General features: G+C 71.5%; 16 protein-coding genes. 7 read left to right on the top strand and 9 right to left on the bottom strand.

The window, feature by feature from the left end:
• The first annotated feature begins 24 nt into the window (after window positions 1-24).
• Window positions 25-2,061 carry a fructose-specific PTS transporter subunit EIIC gene (locus G6038_RS12270; protein WP_165037984.1) on the top strand — a complete coding sequence of 679 codons (2,037 nt, stop codon included), beginning with the start codon at window positions 25-27 and terminating at the stop codon, window positions 2,059-2,061.
• Between the two features lie 38 nt (window positions 2,062-2,099).
• Window positions 2,100-2,357, top strand: coding sequence for an HPr family phosphocarrier protein (locus G6038_RS12265; protein WP_165037982.1), 258 nt, complete (start codon window positions 2,100-2,102; stop codon window positions 2,355-2,357).
• A gap of 2 nt (window positions 2,358-2,359) precedes the next feature.
• On the opposite strand, the gene G6038_RS12260 is transcribed toward G6038_RS12265, so the two are convergent.
• The 5 genes from G6038_RS12260 to G6038_RS12240 all read right to left on the bottom strand — a co-directional run bounded on the left by G6038_RS12260 (window position 2,360) and on the right by G6038_RS12240 (window position 7,457).
• Window positions 2,360-3,391 (bottom strand): hypothetical protein, encoded by a 1,032-nt coding sequence (locus G6038_RS12260; protein ID WP_165037979.1) that lies wholly within the window; start codon window positions 3,389-3,391, stop codon window positions 2,360-2,362.
• Window positions 3,391-4,839, bottom strand: a complete 1,449-nt coding sequence (hflX, locus tag G6038_RS12255) for a GTPase HflX (RefSeq protein ID WP_165037978.1) — start codon at window positions 4,837-4,839, stop codon at window positions 3,391-3,393. Before hflX ends, G6038_RS12260 begins: the two co-directional genes overlap by 1 nt.
• A 101-nt stretch (window positions 4,840-4,940) precedes the next feature.
• Entirely contained in the window at window positions 4,941-5,807 is an 867-nt protein-coding gene (dapF, locus tag G6038_RS12250; RefSeq protein ID WP_165037976.1) for a diaminopimelate epimerase, read from the bottom strand.
• Window positions 5,808-5,817: 10 nt separating this feature from the next.
• The gene (gene miaA, locus G6038_RS12245) at window positions 5,818-6,753 is read right to left on the bottom strand and encodes a tRNA (adenosine(37)-N6)-dimethylallyltransferase MiaA (RefSeq protein ID WP_165037974.1); all 936 of its coding nucleotides are present in this window, start codon (window positions 6,751-6,753) and stop codon (window positions 5,818-5,820) included.
• Window positions 6,741-7,457, bottom strand: coding sequence for a hypothetical protein (locus G6038_RS12240; protein WP_165037972.1), 717 nt, complete (start codon window positions 7,455-7,457; stop codon window positions 6,741-6,743). Before G6038_RS12240 ends, miaA begins: the two co-directional genes overlap by 13 nt.
• Before the next feature lie 151 nt (window positions 7,458-7,608).
• Here G6038_RS12240 and G6038_RS12235 point away from each other — a divergent pair, with 151 nt between their 5' ends.
• Complete coding sequence (locus G6038_RS12235) at window positions 7,609-8,967, top strand: DUF349 domain-containing protein (protein WP_165037970.1); 1,359 nt, start codon at window positions 7,609-7,611, stop codon at window positions 8,965-8,967.
• Window positions 8,968-9,041: 74 nt separating this feature from the next.
• Here G6038_RS12235 and G6038_RS12230 read toward each other — a convergent pair whose 3' ends face one another.
• Window positions 9,042-9,650: a hypothetical protein gene (locus tag G6038_RS12230; RefSeq protein ID WP_165037968.1), complete on the bottom strand. Its 609-nt coding sequence runs from the start codon at window positions 9,648-9,650 to the stop codon at window positions 9,042-9,044.
• The gene (gene miaB / locus G6038_RS12225; protein ID WP_165037967.1) at window positions 9,647-11,197 is read right to left on the bottom strand and encodes a tRNA (N6-isopentenyl adenosine(37)-C2)-methylthiotransferase MiaB; all 1,551 of its coding nucleotides are present in this window, start codon (window positions 11,195-11,197) and stop codon (window positions 9,647-9,649) included. The genes G6038_RS12230 and miaB overlap by 4 nt, the downstream gene beginning before the upstream one ends.
• A 260-nt stretch (window positions 11,198-11,457) precedes the next feature.
• Between miaB and G6038_RS12220 the strand changes: the two genes are divergently transcribed.
• From G6038_RS12220 to G6038_RS12205, 4 genes are all read left to right on the top strand, one after another.
• Entirely contained in the window at window positions 11,458-12,186 is a 729-nt protein-coding gene (locus G6038_RS12220; protein ID WP_165037997.1) for an amino acid ABC transporter ATP-binding protein, read from the top strand.
• A gap of 59 nt (window positions 12,187-12,245) precedes the next feature.
• The gene (locus G6038_RS12215) at window positions 12,246-13,079 is read left to right on the top strand and encodes a glutamate ABC transporter substrate-binding protein (protein ID WP_006948252.1); all 834 of its coding nucleotides are present in this window, start codon (window positions 12,246-12,248) and stop codon (window positions 13,077-13,079) included.
• Window positions 13,080-13,161: 82 nt separating this feature from the next.
• On the top strand, window positions 13,162-13,842 hold the full coding sequence (locus G6038_RS12210) for an amino acid ABC transporter permease (RefSeq protein WP_165037965.1): 681 nt from the start codon (window positions 13,162-13,164) through the stop codon (window positions 13,840-13,842).
• Complete coding sequence (locus G6038_RS12205) at window positions 13,839-14,768, top strand: amino acid ABC transporter permease (protein ID WP_165037964.1); 930 nt, start codon at window positions 13,839-13,841, stop codon at window positions 14,766-14,768. The genes G6038_RS12210 and G6038_RS12205 overlap by 4 nt, the downstream gene beginning before the upstream one ends.
• A gap of 4 nt (window positions 14,769-14,772) precedes the next feature.
• Here the strand turns inward: G6038_RS12205 and recX are convergent, their stop codons facing one another.
• Together recX and recA are read right to left on the bottom strand one after the other, a co-directional pair.
• Complete coding sequence (recX, locus tag G6038_RS12200; protein WP_165037962.1) at window positions 14,773-15,351, bottom strand: recombination regulator RecX; 579 nt, start codon at window positions 15,349-15,351, stop codon at window positions 14,773-14,775.
• Window positions 15,352-15,359: 8 nt separating this feature from the next.
• Complete coding sequence (gene recA / locus G6038_RS12195; protein ID WP_165037961.1) at window positions 15,360-16,400, bottom strand: recombinase RecA; 1,041 nt, start codon at window positions 16,398-16,400, stop codon at window positions 15,360-15,362.

The following is a 16,400-nucleotide window of genomic DNA, read 5'->3' as shown; positions in this document are numbered from 1 at the left end:
CCTCACCACCAGTAAGGACACGCCATGCCAGACATCGCTTCCGGCGCCGCCCCCGGGCCCGCGATCATCGACGACGGCCTGATCGCGCTCGACGCGGACCTCGGCGCCGACAAGGAGTCGGTCATCGCGGCGCTGGCCTCGCGGCTGGCCGCCGCCGGCCGCGCCACCGACGCGGCGGCTCTGACGGCCGCCGCCCTGGACCGGGAGGCCAAGTCGGCCACCGGCCTGCCCGGTGGGATCGCCATCCCGCACTGCCGCGCCGACGCCGTCGCCACCGCGTCGCTCGGCTTCGCCCGGCTGTCCCCCAAGGTGGACTTCGGCGCCCCCGACGGACCCGCCGACCTCGTGTTCCTCATCGCCGCCCCGGAGGGGGCCGGAGCCGAGCACATGAAGCTGCTCTCGTCGCTCGCCCGGGCACTGGTGCGGCCGGACTTCGTCGGGTCACTGCGCGAGGCCGCCACACCCGCGGACGTGATTGCGCTGGTCGAGGGGGTCCTGCCGAAACCGGCCTCGGCCACGACCGTGGCCCCGGCCGCCGAACCCGCGCCGGCCGTCGAACCCACCCCGGCCGCCGAGCGCACCATCGTCGCTGTCACCGCCTGCCCGACGGGAATCGCCCACACCTACATGGCCGCCGACGCCCTCAAGGCCGCGGGCGAACGCGCCGGGGTCACGGTGCGGGTCGAGACCCAGGGTTCGAGCGGCAGCACCCCTCTGCCGGCATCCGTGATCGCCGGCGCCGACGCCGTCATCTTCGCCACCGACGTCGGCGTGAAGAACCGCGAACGGTTCGCCGGCAAACCGGTGGTCGCCTCGGGCGTCAAGCGGGCGATCAACGAGCCCGACGTGATGGTCGCCGAGGCGATGCGCGCGGCGAAGGACCCGTCCGCGGGCACCGTCGACGCGGCCTCCGTGGCCGCGGCCGCCGACGAACCCTCGTCCGGCGAGGTCGGCTGGGGCACCCGGCTGCGTCAGATCCTGCTGACCGGCGTGAGCTACATGATCCCGTTCGTCGCCGCGGGCGGCCTGCTCATCGCCCTCGGATTCCTGCTCGGCGGGTACGAGATCACCGAGCCCGCCGCCGACATCGTGGTCAACAACTCGCTGACCGACCTCCCGGACGGCGGCCTGACCACCTATCTCGGCGCGGTTCTGTTCCAGCTCGGCTCGCTGGCGTTCTCGTTCCTGGTGCCCGCCCTGGCGGGCTTCATCGCCTTCGCGATCGCGGACCGGCCCGGCCTGGCGCCCGGCTTCACCGCCGGCGCGGTGGCCGTGTTCGTCGGGGCCGGCTTCATCGGTGGCCTCGTCGGCGGCCTCATCGCGGGCTTCGCGGCGCTGTGGGTGGGTCGCATCCCGGTCCCGGTGTGGGCCCGCGGGCTGATGCCGGTGGTGATCATCCCGCTGTTCGCCACCCTCATCGTCGGCGCCCTCATGTTCCTCGTCCTCGGCAAGCCCCTCGCCGCGATCACCACGGGCCTGACGAACTGGCTCAACGGCCTGTCCGGGAGTTCGGTCGTCATCCTCGGCGTGATCCTCGGCCTGATGATGTGCTTCGACCTCGGCGGCCCGGTCAACAAGGCCGCCTACGCCTTCGCCGTCGCCGGGCTCGACGTCTCGAACAACGCATCGCTGCAGATCATGGCGGCCGTGATGGCCGCCGGCATGGTGCCGCCGCTGGCGATGGCACTGTCGTCGACCCTGCGGCCGGGCATCTACAGCACCGCCGAACGCGAGAACGGCAAGGCCGCATGGCTGCTCGGTGCCTCGTTCATCTCCGAGGGGGCGATCCCGTTCGCGGCGGCGGACCCGCTGCGGGTGATTCCGTCGATGATGGCCGGCGGTGCCGTCACCGGCGCGATCGTGATGGCCACCGGGACGACCCTCAGCGCCCCGCACGGCGGCATCTTCGTGTTCTTCGCCATCGGCAACCTGCTGTGGTTCCTGGTCGCCCTGGCCGCCGGCACCGTCGTGGGTGCGCTGTGCGTGACCCTCGCCAAGGAGGTGCACCGGCCCGCCCACCTGCGCAGCAGCGACACCGCGGCCCAGCCCGCCGTCGCCTGATCGGATCCGACGACCGTCCCTACCCCGAAGGAGTTCCCATGCCCAGCACCACCGTCACCGTCGGCTCGTCCATCGGCCTGCATGCCCGGCCGGCCGGCATCATCGCCGAAGCCGTGGTCGCCTCCGGAGTCCCGGTGACCCTGGCCGTGGACGGCGGCGAACCCGTCGACGCGGGCTCGGCGCTGCTCATCATGACGCTCGGCGCCACCCAGGGCACCGAGGTCACCGTGAGCAGCGACGACACCGACGTGCTCGCCCGGGTCGCCGAGCTGGTGGCCGCCGACCTCGACGCCTGACGTCAGCCCCGGCGGCGGCGCGCGGCCCGTCGCCACAGCCCGCCTGCGGCGGCTGCGACCACCACGATGCCCGCGGCGATCGCCGCGGGCATCGCGCCGCCCGGGGTCGTGGCCGGCTCCTCCGCCGGCGCGGGCCGGAACAGGCCCACCACGTCGCGCCACACCCGCACGGCCGGCAGGGCGCCGCCGGCGGATTCGGAAGCGGTCAGCAGGTCCCCGTTCGCGGTGAAGGCCACCGCCTCGCCCTGCGGTTCGTCGGGCACCGGCACCCGCAGCGCCGGGCCGGCCGCGAGCGCCGCCGCGACGTCACCGTCGGGGGCGTGGAAGAGGTGGACATCGGTGTACGTGCGCACGGCGGCGACGGTGCCGTCGGCGCTGACCGCGCCGCCGGTGACCAATGCGGAGGAGGCCCCGCCGACGGGTCCGCCGGGGGTGTCCGTGGGACCGAGGGTCAGGGACCCGACGCGTTCGAGCGGGACCGGACCCGGGTCGGGCAGGTCGTCCACGCTCCGCCCGCCGGCCGGACGGTAGATCCCGGCACTGCCGAACAGTGGCTTGGAGACGATCAGCGGCACCCCGTCGCGCGGGACGAGCAGCGTCTCCGCGTCGCGGGGGCCGTCGGGGTAGGTGAGCCGGTGCAGGCTGCCCGCGCCGGTCTGCGGATCGACCGAGATCAGCGCAACGGTGTCGCGCACGGCGCGATTGTCGCCGACGTCGCCGAGCCACAGCCGGCCGTCCGGACCGGCGGCGAGGTCCTCCCCGTCGTACGGGTCGACGGCCGGCGGGATGCGGCGCAGCACCGCGCAGTCGGCGCCGAGCTCGAATACCGCCTCGTCGGCCCCGGCGTCCGGCACCGCGAACACGCGATCACCGGCGGCGGCGAGGCCCGACAGCTCCGCGAGGGCGGGATCGGTGGGGGTGCACAGCACGCCGCCGTCGACCTCGGCGATCGGGACCGTGGCGGTCTGCGCTGCGGCGGCCGGCGCCGACACGACGGCAGCCGAGGCCACCAGGCCGACGAGGGCGCCGCGCACTAGGCGGCGTACTCGACCAAGGCCGACGCGAGCGCCCGCGGCACGCGGGCATGCACGCGCGTGCCGTCCACCTCGTGCGCGGAGTTCAGGACCTGCCCGTCCGAGTGGATCCGCGCGAGCAGGTCGCCCCGCGTGTACGGCAGCAGCACCTTCACCTCGACGTCCGGGTGCTCGAGCAGCGCGGCGAGGTGCTCGCGCAGTTCGTCGAGTCCCTCGCCGCTGCGCGCCGAGACGAACACCGCGTCGGGCAGCAGGGCGCGCAGCTCGGTGAGGGTCAGCGGGTCGGCGGCGTCGACCTTGTTCACCACGATCAGCTCGGGCGGCGGCGGAGCGTCGGACTCGCGCAGCACGTCGGTGATCACCTCGCGCACCGCCTTGATCTGGTCCGTCGGCAACGGATCGGACCCGTCCACCACGTGCAGCAGCAGGTCCGCGTCCGTGACCTCCTCGAGGGTGGAGCGGAACGCCTCGACGAGCTGGGTCGGCAGGTGCCGCACGAACCCGACGGTGTCGGTGAGCACGTACTCCCGCCCGTCCGGCAGTTCGGCCCGGCGTGTGGTCGGGTCGAGCGTCGCGAACAACGCGTTCTGCACCAGCACACCGGAACCGGTGAGCTTGTTGAGCAGGCTGGACTTGCCGGCGTTGGTGTAGCCGACGATGGCGACCGACGGGATGCGGTTGCGCATGCGCCGGGTGCGCTTGGTGTCGCGAACGGACTTCATCGCCTTGATCTCGCGGCGCAGCTTGGCCATCCGTTCGCGGATGCGGCGACGGTCCGTCTCGATCTTCGTCTCGCCGGGACCGCGCAGGCCCACGCCGCCGTTGCTGCCGGCACGGCCGCCGGCCTGCCGCGACATCGACTCGCCCCAGCCGCGCAGTCGCGGCAGCATGTACTCCATCTGCGCGAGCGATACCTGCGCCTTGCCTTCACGGGAGGTGGCGTGCTGGGCGAAGATGTCGAGGATCAGTGCGGTGCGGTCGATGACCTTGACCTTGACGATCTTCTCCAGGGCGGTCAGCTGCGCGGGGGTGAGCTCGCCGTCGCAGATGACGGTGTCGGCACCGGTGGCCAGCACCACCTGGCGCAGTTCCTCGGCCTTGCCGGAGCCGATGTAGGTCGCGGCGTCGGGACGGTCCCGGCGCTGGATCAATCCCTCGAGTACCTCGGAGCCCGCGGTCTCGGCCAGTGCGGCGAGCTCGGCGAGGCTGGCCTCTGCCTGGACGGCGGTGCCTCCGGTCCACACCCCGACCAGCACCACCCGTTCGAGGCGGAGCTGCCGGTATTCGACCTCGGTGATGTCCTCGAGTTCGGTGGACAACCCGGCGACGCGGCGCAGTGCGCTGCGGTCCTCGAGCTGCATCTCGCCGACCGACGGGTCGGCGGGGGCCCAGCCCGCGACGCGGTCCGCGTCGTCGGTGGCCGATTCGTTTCGTCGTGTGTTCGTCATACACGACCATCGTCCCACGTCGGACGCGCCGGCGCATGCGACTTTCCGGGTGTCCGCGCAGGGCGAAACCCACGCGGCGCGCACGCGTCCCGGGCCGGGAGTCAGTCCAGACCGCTCCACCAGTCGTCGCCGATCGTGCCCGACGCCACCAGCACCGACGGGCCGCGCAACGCGGCCCGGCCGTCCTCGAGGCGCACCTGCACGGTCCCGCCGGGGACGTGCACCTGGACCGTACCGGAACCGGAGCCGTCGAAACGCAACGCCGCCGCCGCGGCGGCGACCGTGCCGGTGCCGCAGGACCGGGTCTCCCCCACCCCCCGCTCGTACACCCGCATGTCCACCGCGCCCGCGGAGATGGGCGTGAGGAACTCGATGTTGACCCCCTGTGGGAAGAAGCCGGGGTCGAAACCCGGACCGGACAGGTCGAGGGCGGCCAGCGTCGCCGCGGTCAGGTGCGGATCGACACAGGCCAGGTGCGGGTTGCCGACGTCGATGCCCAGCCCGCGGTACACCCGGCCCTCGATGGTGGCCGACGACTCCCCCAGCTCCCGCACGACACCCATGTCGACGGTGACCTCGCCGTGGGTGGCGTCGGCGCTGTGCACCTGCACCGGCTTGCCGCCGGCGCGGCTGCCGACGACGAACTCGCCCCGCGACTCGAGCCCGCTCGCGGTGACGAAATGCGCGAACACACGCACCCCGTTGCCGCACATCTCCGCGATCGAGCCGTCGGCGTTGCGGTAGTCCATGAACCAGTCGTCGGCGTCCGTCCCCTCGGGCAGTGCCGGCAGAACCCCGGCGTCGACCAGCGCCCCGGCACGCGCGACGCGCAGGACCCCGTCCGCCCCGAGGCCGCGGCGGCGGTCGCACAGCGCCGCCACCCGCTTCGGCTCGAGGGAGATCCGCACGTCGGGATCGGGGAGGATCACGAAGTCGTTCTCGGTGCCGTGCCCCTTGCTGAAGTCCATGCCCGTCACCTTATCGACGGTTCGCATCGTCGAGAACCCGCAGCGCCGTGTCCCGCAGCGCCGGATCGGCACCGTCGAGCCAGTGCACCCGCGGATCCCGGCGGAACCACGAGCGTTGCCGGCGCACGTAACGCCGCGTCCCGATGAAGGTGCGCTCGCGGGCGTGTGCGAGGTCGCACTCACCGGCCAGGTACTCGAGCACCTGCGCGTACCCGATCGCCCGACGGGCCGTCACCCCCTCGTGCAGCCCCCGCTCGCACAGCGCCACCACCTCGTCGACCAGTCCGCGCTCGAACATCAGGTCCGTGCGCCGAGCGATCCGGTCGTCGAGGGCCACGGTGTCCCGGTCCACCCCCAGCACGACGGTCCCCCATCTGGGATCGCCGATCTGCGGCTGCGACGCCGCGAACGGCGACCCGGTGAGCTCGACCACCTCGAGGGCGCGGACCATACGGCGGCCGTCGGTGGGAAGGATCGTCGCCGCGGCGACCGGGTCGGCCCGCTGCAGCGCCTCGTGCACCGCGGCCACCCCCTCGTCGGCGAGCAGCGCCTCCCACTTGGCCCGTACCTGCGGATCCGTCGCGGGGAACTGCCACTCGTCGAGGAGCGCCTGCACGTACATCATCGAGCCGCCGACGATGATCGGCACGGCGCCGCGGGCCCGGATCGCCTCGACGTCGGCGGTCGCCGCCTGCTGGTAGCGGGCGACCGTGGCGGTCTCGGTGACGTCGAGGACGTCGAGCTGATGGTGGGTGATGCCGCGGCGCTCGTCGACGGGCAGCTTGGCGGTGCCGATGTCCATGCCCCGGTACTGCTGCATCGCGTCGATGTTGACGATCTCCCCGCCGAGTTCCACCGCGAGATCGAGGCCCAGATCGGACTTGCCGGTGGCCGTCGGGCCGACGACGGCGACCGGACGGATGGGCTCACGGGTCACGGTCGCCACACCCCCACGTGGTATCCCACGCCGTACGGCGCGCTGCTGTGGGTCGTGGCGGCCGCCGCCGGTCCGTCGGCGCCGAACACCGCGGCCAGCACCTGCCATGCGGCGCGGCCGTCGAGGACCAGTTCGGTACAGAGCGCCGGGTCGAGCGCGGCGAGCGCGGCGGCGTCGCCGACCGCGAGGGCGGCGCCGAGCGCCTCGTCCACCTCCTGCGCTCGGGGGTGGTAGGCCCCGGGTGCCTTCGCGGTGAGCGTGGCCGGGCCGTCCGCGACCACGAGCAGGGCCGTCGGGGTGCGGTCCGCGTCCAGGGCGTCGCGCAGTCGCCGCCCGAAGCGGGCGCAGTCCTGCGGGGTCGCGTCGGCCGGCACGACGTGCGTGGTGGCGCGCACGACCGGCGCCGTCCGGTCGCGCATCCAGCCCGCGATCAGGGCCGACAGCGGCAGCTGCGGATCGGGCGTCCCCGCGGTCGCCGGCCCGAGCGATACCGCCAGGTCGACGCCGAAGCCGCGGAACGTTCCGACGGCCGTGTCCGGGAGGTCCGCGGCCTCCGTGCCCGTACCGACGACGACCCACTGCGCCGCGGCGCGCAGTTCCGCCCCGACGGCGAGCACGGCGTCGCGCAGGTCGGCGGTCTCGGCGGCCGCGGAGCCGGTCAGCTCGGGAACGAGCAGGGGTGGGGACGGCACGAACGCCGCGGCGATCAACACACGGGCCACCGTAGTCGACCCGACCCGCCGCCTCCCGGCCGTGCGACCTGTTTCAATAGTGGGCGGGCGTGGTCTCGGAGCGACCTCCGCGGCCCGACCACGCGAACCAGTGCGACCAGGCAGCCGTGCCGCGCGGCAGAGATGAGGACCGATGACCGACCCGAACGCAACGCAGGAATCCCGCGCTCCGAAGCCGGGCGCTCCGAAACCGGGTCGGCAGCGGCCGGCCCCCGAGTCGTCGGCACCCAAGCCGCATCCGGCCGCCCATCCCCATCCGCAGCCCACGGTCCCGGCCAGCGATCCGAGCCGGTGGGGCCGCGTCGACGAGGACGGCACGGCGTGGGTGAAGACCGCCGAGGGCGAGCGGTGTATCGGGTCCTGGCAGGCGGGCGACGCGGCCGAGGGGCTTGCACACTTCGGCCGCCGCTACGACGACCTCGCGACCGAGGTGGCGATCCTCGAGTCGCGGCTGAGCTCGGGCACCGGGGATGCGAAGAAGACCCGGACGGCGGCCCAGGCGCTCGCGGAGTCCTTGCCCACCGCCGCCGTGATCGGTGACCTCGACGCCCTCGCCGAACGGCTCGCGGCGATCGTCGCGGACTCGGAGAAGGCGGCGGTCGCCGCGAAACAGGAGAAGGAGCACCAGCGGGCGGCGGCCACCGCCCGCAAGGAGGCCCTCGCGGCCGAGGCCGAGCAGATCGGCGCCGAGTCGACCCAGTGGAAGGCCGCCGGCGACCGGTTGCGGGAGATCCTCGAGGAGTGGAAGACGATCCGCGGCGTGGACCGTAAAGTCGACGACGCCCTGTGGCGGCGCTATTCGAAGGCCCGCGAGGCGTTCAACCGCCGGCGCGGCGCGCACTTCGCCGAACTGGACCGCGAGCGCGCCGCCGCCAGGACCCGCAAGGAGGAGCTCGTGGCGCGGGCCGAGGAACTGCAGGACTCGACCGACTGGGGTGCGACGGCGGCCGCGTTCCGGGAACTCCTCGCCGAGTGGAAGGCGGCCGGCCGGGCACCGCGCGAGGCCGACGATCAGCTGTGGAAGCGGTTCAAGGGCGCCCAGGACGTGTTCTTCGCCGCCCGCAACGCAGCCGCCTCGGAGCGGGACGCGGAGTTCGAGGAGAACGCGCAGGCGAAGGAGGCGCTGCTGCAGTCGGCGGCGTCGATCGATCCGGCGGCGGACATCGACGCCGCCCGAGCCCGGCTGCGCGAGCTGCAGGACAGGTGGGAGGAGATCGGCAAGGTCCCGCGGGAGCGGATGCACGACCTCGAGAGCCGTCTGCGGGCGATCGAGAAGCGGGTCCGCGAGGCCGCCGAGTCCGAGTGGCGACGCACCGACCCGGAGGCGCTCGCCCGTGCCGCCCAGTTCCGGGAGCGCGTGCGCCAGTTCGAGGAGCAGGCCGCCAAGGCCACCGCCGCGGGCCGCCCGAAGGACGCCGAGAGTGCGCTCGCGCAGGCGCAGCAGTGGCGGGAATGGGCCGACGCCGCGGAAGGAGCCGTCGGGGAGCGCTGAGCGCCCGTCCGGACACGACGGTGCCCCCGGCTCGTTCGAGCCGGGGGCACCGTCGTTCGTCCGGTTCCGGACGGTCAGTCGTCGAGCAGGCCCTTGTTCTCCTGCTGGGCCGCCGCGTTGCGGAGTTCCTCCTCGGCGGCGAGCTGGAGCGCGGTGCGCGTCCACACCACCTTCGCCCAGTGGAAGGTGAGCACCATGACGGTGATCCAGCCCAGGATCAGGCCGATGCCCGGCCCCGCGCCCGGGTCGCCGACCGGCAGGGTCTGCCTCGACCAGATCGAGAGCATGCCGAACACGATCGACACCGCGGAGCCGGCCAGCGCCAGCCACGCCAGCACCCACCGGCGGGTGACGAGCGCCAGGATGGAGAAGATCCCGCCGAACACCAGAGCGAGCCACACGAAGATGCGGGAGGGCAGCGCGATGGACTCGGCGGTCGCGTCGGGGGCGAAGGACAGCACCTCCCACCCGTTGGCCGCCCCGGCGTGGGGCAGGCTGAACGAGCCGAGCAGCACGAGCACCGCGACCGCGACGACGAGCGCGCGGGCTCCGGGGTCGATCTCGCCGGCGATCTTGCGTTCGGCTGCCTCGAGGTCGGCGCGGACTTCGTCCATCGGGTCCCTTCCGTCGTCGCCGGCGTCGTCGCCGGGCGTCCTGCTCTCGTCGGGGCCGCTCGCGGTCATGCGTCACATCCCGTCTGTACCGGAAGTGGCTCGGGCACACCGATCTGCGGGAGACCGAGCCCCACCCCGATGGGGGGCGTCCTGGGGGTGCGGCCCTGCTCGAACCGGTCGCCGGCGCGGGTGCGCCGGTGGGTCAGGATCGGGGTGTCCGCGACCAGATGGTGCGGGGCGGCCTCGCTGATCACGATCGTGACGACGTCGCCCGGGCGAACCGCACGGTCGACGTTGCCCTCGGGTCGGAAGTGCACGAGCCGGCCGTCACGGGCGCGGCCGCTCATCCGGGCGGTCTCGGAGTCCTTGCGGCCCTCCCCCGCGGCGACGAGCAGCTCGACCTCCGTGCCGACGAGCGCGAGGTTCTCCTCGAGGGTGATCCGCTCCTGCAGCGCGATGAGCCGTTCGTACCGTTCCTGCACCACCGCCTTGGGCAGCTGGCCGTCCATCTCCGCGGCCGGCGTGCCGGGTCGCCTGGAGTACTGGAAAGTGAAGGCGCTGGTGAACCGGGCCTTCTCGACGACGTCGAGGGTTTCCTGGAAGTCCTCCTCGGTCTCGCCGGGGAATCCGACGATGATATCGGTGGTGATCGCCGCGTGCGGCATGGCCGCGCGCACCTTCTCGATGATCCCGAGGAACCGCTCCTTGCGATACGAGCGGCGCATCGCGCGCAGGACGCGGTCGGAGCCGGACTGCAGCGGCATGTGCAGCTGCGGGCACACGTTCGGGGTCTGCGCCATCGCCTCGATGACGTCGTCGGTGAACTCCGCGGGGTGCGGCGAGGTGAAGCGGACCCGTTCGAGGCCCTCGATGCCCCCGCAGGCGCGCAGCAGCGCGGCGAACGCGCCGCGGTCGCGGGGCTGCTCCGGATCGGCGAAGGAGCGGCCGTAGGAGTTGACGTTCTGCCCGAGCAGGGTCACCTCGAGGACGCCCTCGTCGACGAGCGCGCGGACCTCGGCGAGGATATCGCCGGGCCGGCGGTCCACCTCCTTGCCACGCAGCGACGGCACGATGCAGAAGGTGCAGGTGTTGTTGCAGCCCACGGAGATCGACACCCAGCCGGCGTAGCTGGACTCGCGCCGGGCGGGCAGGGTCGAGGGGAACGCCTCGAGCGATTCGAGGATCTCGACCTCGGCGCGGCGGTTGTGCCGGGCACGATCGAGCAGCGCCGGCAGGTTGCCGATGTTGTGCGTGCCGAACACGACGTCGACCCACGGCGCCTTCTTCACAACAACCTCGCGGTCCTTCTGGGCGAGGCACCCACCGACGGCGATCTGCATGTTCGGGTTGGCGTCCTTGACGGGCCGCAGATGGCTCAGGTTGCCGTAGAGCTTGTTGTCGGCATTCTCACGCACCGCACAGGTGTTGAAGACCACGAGATCGGCGGGCGCACCCGGCCCCGCCTTGGTGAACCCGGAGTCCTCGAGCAGGCCGGACAGGCGCTCGGAGTCGTGCACGTTCATCTGGCAGCCATAGGTGCGCACCTCGTAGGTGCGGGCGCCGACCCCGGCGGTCGCGTCGGGGGCGGCCGGGGCGCTGGGGGGTTCATGGTCCATCGATGACACGTCCCAGCCTAGCTCACGGGGCCGGACCGCTCCTGAAGTGGGCCGAGGGAGACAACTTAGTCCATCGCGCGGCCCCGCGGGGCGAACCGGATCCGGCCTCTCGGCGCCGACCGTAAATTTTCCATTACGCAGTCCGAACTCGGCTTCCGAAAATTGCGGCACGGCGGCGCGGGCAGCATAGGGTTCTGTCCATGACACCAGCGGCGGTCGAATTCGAGAAGCCCTCCGGCTCGGCAGGCGGCGCACCCCCGATGATCTCGATGTCGGCGGTGGAGAAGCACTTCGGAGCCCTGCACGTGCTGCAGGACATCAACCTCGAGGTGCCTGCGGGGCAGGTCGTGATCGTGGTGGGGCCGTCCGGGTCCGGCAAGTCCACCCTGTGCCGGACCATCAACCGGCTCGAGCCGATCGACTCGGGCGAGATCCGGGTGGACGGCAGGCTGCTTCCCGCGGAGGGTAAGGCGCTCGCGGCGCTGCGAGCCGACGTGGGAATGGTGTTCCAGTCGTTCAACCTGTTCGCGCACAAGACCATCCTCGACAACGTCATGCTCGCCCCGGTGAAGGTCCGTCGCAAGGGCAAGGCCGACGCCAAGGAGCAGGCGCGGCAGCTTCTCGAACGCGTGGGCATCGCCAATCAGGCGGAGAAGTATCCCGCGCAGCTCTCGGGCGGCCAGCAGCAGCGCGTCGCGATCGCGCGGGCACTGGCGATGAACCCGAAGGTCATGCTGTTCGACGAGCCGACCTCGGCGCTGGACCCCGAGATGGTCCAGGAGGTGCTCGACGTCATGACGTCGCTGGCCCGGGAGGGCATGACGATGCTCGTCGTCACCCACGAGATGGGCTTCGCCCGCAAGGCCGGCAACCGCGTGCTGTTCATGGCGGACGGGCAGATCGTCGAGGACACCGACCCCGACACGTTCTTCACCGCACCCAAGTCCGCCCGCGCCCAGGACTTCCTCGGCAAGATCCTCAGTCACTGATCCGGCGTCGCTGCCGCACCCGAACCGGGGCGGCATCACCCACAACACGGAGGTACTCGATGAGAATCACCCGCTCGGTTCGCCTGGGCATCGGCGCGATCGCCGTCGCCGTGCTCGCCACCGCGTGTGGCGGAGACGAGCAGCGCAGCGTGTCGCAGTCCGCCGAGAGCGGCTCCCTCGTCGTCGGCATCAAGTTCGACCAGCCCGGACTCGGGCTGCGCAATCCCGACGGCACCTTCAGCGGGTTCGACGTCGAGGTCGCGAAGTACGTCGGGCAGCAGCTGGGAGTGGCGCCGGAGAACATCGAGTTCAAGGAAGCTCCGTCCCCGCAGCGCGAGACCCTCATCGAGAACGGTGAGGTGGACTACATCGTCGCCACCTACTCGATCACCGACACGCGCAAGGAGAAGGTCGACTTCGCCGGACCGTACTTCGTCGCCGGTCAGTCGCTGCTCGTGCGGGCCGACAACACCGACATCACCGGACCGGAGTCGCTCAACGGCGGCAAGCGGCTGTGCTCGGTGGCCGGCTCCACCCCCGCGCAGAAGGTCAAGGACACCTACGCGCAGGACGTGCAGCTGCAGGAGTTCGACACCTACTCCGCCTGCGTCGAAGCGCTGCGCAACGGTGCGGTCGACGCCGTGACCACCGACGACATCATCCTCGCCGGTTACGCGGCCCAGTACCCGGGCCAGTTGAAGGTCGTGGGCGAGCCGTTCACGGAGGAGCGCTACGGTATCGGTCTGGCCAAGGGCGACACCGAGTCCCGCAACCAGATCAACGACGCGATCGAAGAGATGATCTCGAGCGGGGCCTGGCAGGCCGCCCTCGAATCCACTGTCGGCCCGTCCGGATACCCCCTGCCGGAACCGCCGCAGGTCGACCGCTACTGACCGTCCCCGCCGTCCGGCCGGCCCGTTCGACGACTCGTCACGGGCCGGCCGGATCCCAGCCCCCGATCGGTGGAGTTGACCTGTGGATCTGTTGAGCAAGTACGGCGATCAGTTGATCGACGCCTTCTGGACCACCGTGCAGTTGACGGTGCTCTCGGCGATCGGCGCACTGATCCTCGGAACGATCCTCGCCGGGATGCGCGTGTCCCCGGTGCCGGTGGCACGGGCGGTCGGCACCGTGTACGTGGGGATCTTCCGCAACACCCCCCTGACGCTGATCATCATCTTCTGCCTGTTCGGCTTGTCCCAGACGCTGGGCATCAGCCTTGCCCCCCAGTCGTCGCCGACGTTCCTGGTGGACAACAACTTCCGGCTCGCGGTGCTGGGCCTGAGCGTCTATACCGCGGCGTTCGTCTGCGAGTCGCTGCGCTCGGGCATCAACACCGTCAACGTCGGGCAGGCCGAGGCGGGCCGCTCCCTCGGGTTGACCTTCGGCCAGAATCTGCGCCTGATCGTGCTGCCGCAGGCGTTCCGTGCGGTGATCGCACCCCTCGGTAGCGTGCTGATCGCCCTGACCAAGAATTCGACGATCGCGTCCGTCATCGGCGTCTCGGAAGCCTCCCTGCTGATGAAGACCATGATCGAGAACGAGGCGCAGATCTTCGTCATCGGCGGCATCTTCGCCCTCGGCTTCGTGATCCTGACCCTGCCCACGGGCCTGCTGTTCGGCTGGCTGAGCACGCGATTCGAGGTGTCCCGGTGAGTACCGGCCGCGCAACCGTCCTCTACGACGCCCCCGGTCCGCGGGCGCGAACGATCTACCACGTCGCCTCGGCGGCGGTGGCCGTGCTGCTCGTCGCCGTCGGCTATTTCGTCTACCGGGCTCTCGACGACAAGGGGCAGCTCACCACCGAGAAGTGGGAGCCGTTCCTGGAATCGAGCTCGTGGACCACGTATCTGATCCCCGGCATCCGGGGCACGCTCATCGCGGCGGCGGTGTCCATCGTGCTCGCCCTGATCCTCGGGGCGGCGCTGGGCATCGGCCGGCTCTCCGATCACCGACCCGTGCGCGCGGTGTGCGGCTTCATCGTCGAACTGTTCCGGGCCATCCCGGTGCTGATCCTGATGATCTTCGCCTACCAGCTGTTCGCCGAATACCAGGTCTTCCGGTCGAAGTACCTGGCGCTGGCTGCGGTGGTCACCGGCCTGACCCTCTACAACGGCTCGGTGATCGCCGAGATCGTCCGCGCCGGTATCCGGTCGCTGCCCCGCGGGCAGACCGAGGCCGCCGCGGCCCTGGGCATGCGGAAGGGCCAGATCATGCGGCTGATCCTGTTGCCGCAGGCCGTCACGGCGATGTTGCCGGCGATCGTCTCGCAGATGGTGGTGGCCCTGAAGGACTCCGCGCTCGGCTATCTCATCGGATACGTCGAAGTCGTGCGCGCCGGTCAGCAGCTCGGCGCGTTCTTCGGCAACTACCTGCCGTCGCTGCTCGTGGTGGCCGCGATCATGATCGTGCTCAACGGCGCGTTGACGATCGTCGCGACCCGGCTCGAGCGGCGCCTGCGGACCGGACGCAAGAACCGTGCCGCGATGCCGGAGGCCGACGAGAACGCACCCGACAACGTGCTTTCCGGCATGACCGTCCCGGGGGTGGACATCACCAGCGATCACGACAAGCGCCGGTAACCCGTCAGTCGGTGGCGAACTCGCCGGGCTCGGGATCGAGTCCGGCGAGTTCGCCGCGGACCACGTCGAAGGCCAGGCCCTGCGGGTAACCACGGCGGGCGAGCATGCCGACCAGCCGTCGCACCACCTTGTCCCGTTCCGCGGCGATCTCGCGCCGATCCCCCTCCGTGGGCAGCGGGGGCTGGGTGCGCAGCTTCTTGCGCACCAGTTCGGCGGCGCGGGCGCGTTCGTCGTCGCCGTCGATCTGCTCCAGCGCCTCGGCCGCCTCGTGCTGCCCGATCCCCTTGCGGCGCAGTTCCATTGCCAGGGCACGTTTCCCCCGGCCGGCATGCCGGTGACGGGAGCGCACCCACTGCTGGGCGAACTCGGCGTCGTCGACGAGACCCACGTCGGTGAGCCGGTCGAGGGTCCGCTCGGCGACGTCCGCGGCGAAGCCCTTCTGTTCGAGTTTCGCGGCGAGTTCGGCGCGGCTGCGAGCCCGGTCGGTCAGCAGACGGAGGCACAGGTCCTTGGCCTGGGCCTCCGTTCCGCCGCCGGGCAGGTCGCCGCCGCGCCGGTCACCGCGACGGGAGTCGCTGCCCAACGCTCGACTCAGAAGTCGGCGGGCTCGTCGGCCACCTCGGCGGTGACGTCCGCCCCGATGCCGAGCTTCTCCTTGATCTTCTTCTCGATCTCGTCCCGGATGTCGGTGTTCTCCAGCAGGAACTTGCGGGCGTTCTCCTTGCCCTGACCGAGCTGGTCGCCCTCGTAGGTGTACCAGGAGCCGGACTTGCGGATGAAGCCCTGCTCGACACCCATGTCGATGAGCGAGCCCTCCTTGCTGATGCCGTGGCCGTAGAGAATGTCGAACTCGGCCTGCTTGAAGGGCGGCGACACCTTGTTCTTGACGACCTTGACGCGGGTGCGGTTGCCCACCGCGTCGGAGCCGTCCTTGAGGGTCTCGATGCGGCGCACGTCCAGGCGCACCGAGGCGTAGAACTTCAACGCCTTGCCGCCGGTGGTCGTTTCGGGCGAGCCGAACATCACACCGATCTTCTCGCGCAGCTGGTTGATGAAGATCGCGGTGGTGCCCGAGTTGTTGAGCGCACCGGTCATCTTGCGCAGCGCCTGGCTCATCAGGCGGGCCTGCAGGCCGACGTGGCTGTCACCCATCTCGCCCTCGATCTCGGCGCGCGGCACCAGGGCCGCCACCGAGTCGACCACGATGATGTCGAGCGCGCCGGAACGGATCAGCATGTCCGCGATCTCGAGCGCCTGCTCACCGGTATCCGGCTGCGACACGAGCAGGGCGTCGGTGTCGACGCCGAGCTTGCGGGCGTAGTCGGGATCGAGCGCGTGCTCGGCGTCGATGAAGGCGGCGATGCCGCCGGCGGCCTGGGCGTTGGCAACGGCGTGCAGCGCGACCGTCGTCTTACCGGAGGATTCCGGGCCGTAGATCTCGACGACCCGGCCGCGCGGAAGGCCGCCGATGCCGAGCGCGACGTCGAGCGCGATCGAGCCCGTCGGGATCACGGCGATGGGCTGGCGGGACTCCTCCCCCAGGCGCATCACCGAGCCCTTGCCGAAGCTCTTGTCGATCTGCGCGAGCGCCAGCTCGAGCGCCTTGTCGCGATCGTGTGCCTGTGGTGCCAT

Origin of the sequence: Rhodococcus sp. 14C212 (assembly GCF_011058195.1) — a bacterium.
GTDB lineage: Bacteria > Actinomycetota > Actinomycetes > Mycobacteriales > Mycobacteriaceae > Rhodococcus > Rhodococcus aetherivorans.
Note: the sequence above shows the minus strand (reverse complement) of the source record. Positions and strands in the feature narration are given on the sequence as shown.

Coding starts and splice junctions, on each gene's coding strand:
- G6038_RS12270 (WP_165037984.1), top strand. CDS start 25: ATGCCAGACATCGCTTCCGGCGCCGCCCCCGGGCCCGCGATCATCGAC.
- dapF (WP_165037976.1), bottom strand. CDS start 5,807: ATGGACTTCAGCAAGGGGCACGGCACCGAGAACGACTTCGTGATCCTC.
- G6038_RS12215 (WP_006948252.1), top strand. CDS start 12,246: ATGAGAATCACCCGCTCGGTTCGCCTGGGCATCGGCGCGATCGCCGTC.
- hflX (WP_165037978.1), bottom strand. CDS start 4,839: ATGACGAACACACGACGAAACGAATCGGCCACCGACGACGCGGACCGC.
- G6038_RS12235 (WP_165037970.1), top strand. CDS start 7,609: ATGACCGACCCGAACGCAACGCAGGAATCCCGCGCTCCGAAGCCGGGC.
- miaB (WP_165037967.1), bottom strand. CDS start 11,197: ATGGACCATGAACCCCCCAGCGCCCCGGCCGCCCCCGACGCGACCGCC.
- G6038_RS12230 (WP_165037968.1), bottom strand. CDS start 9,650: ATGACCGCGAGCGGCCCCGACGAGAGCAGGACGCCCGGCGACGACGCC.
- recA (WP_165037961.1), bottom strand. CDS start 16,400: ATGGCACCACAGGCACACGATCGCGACAAGGCGCTCGAGCTGGCGCTC.
- G6038_RS12265 (WP_165037982.1), top strand. CDS start 2,100: ATGCCCAGCACCACCGTCACCGTCGGCTCGTCCATCGGCCTGCATGCC.
- G6038_RS12220 (WP_165037997.1), top strand. CDS start 11,458: ATGATCTCGATGTCGGCGGTGGAGAAGCACTTCGGAGCCCTGCACGTG.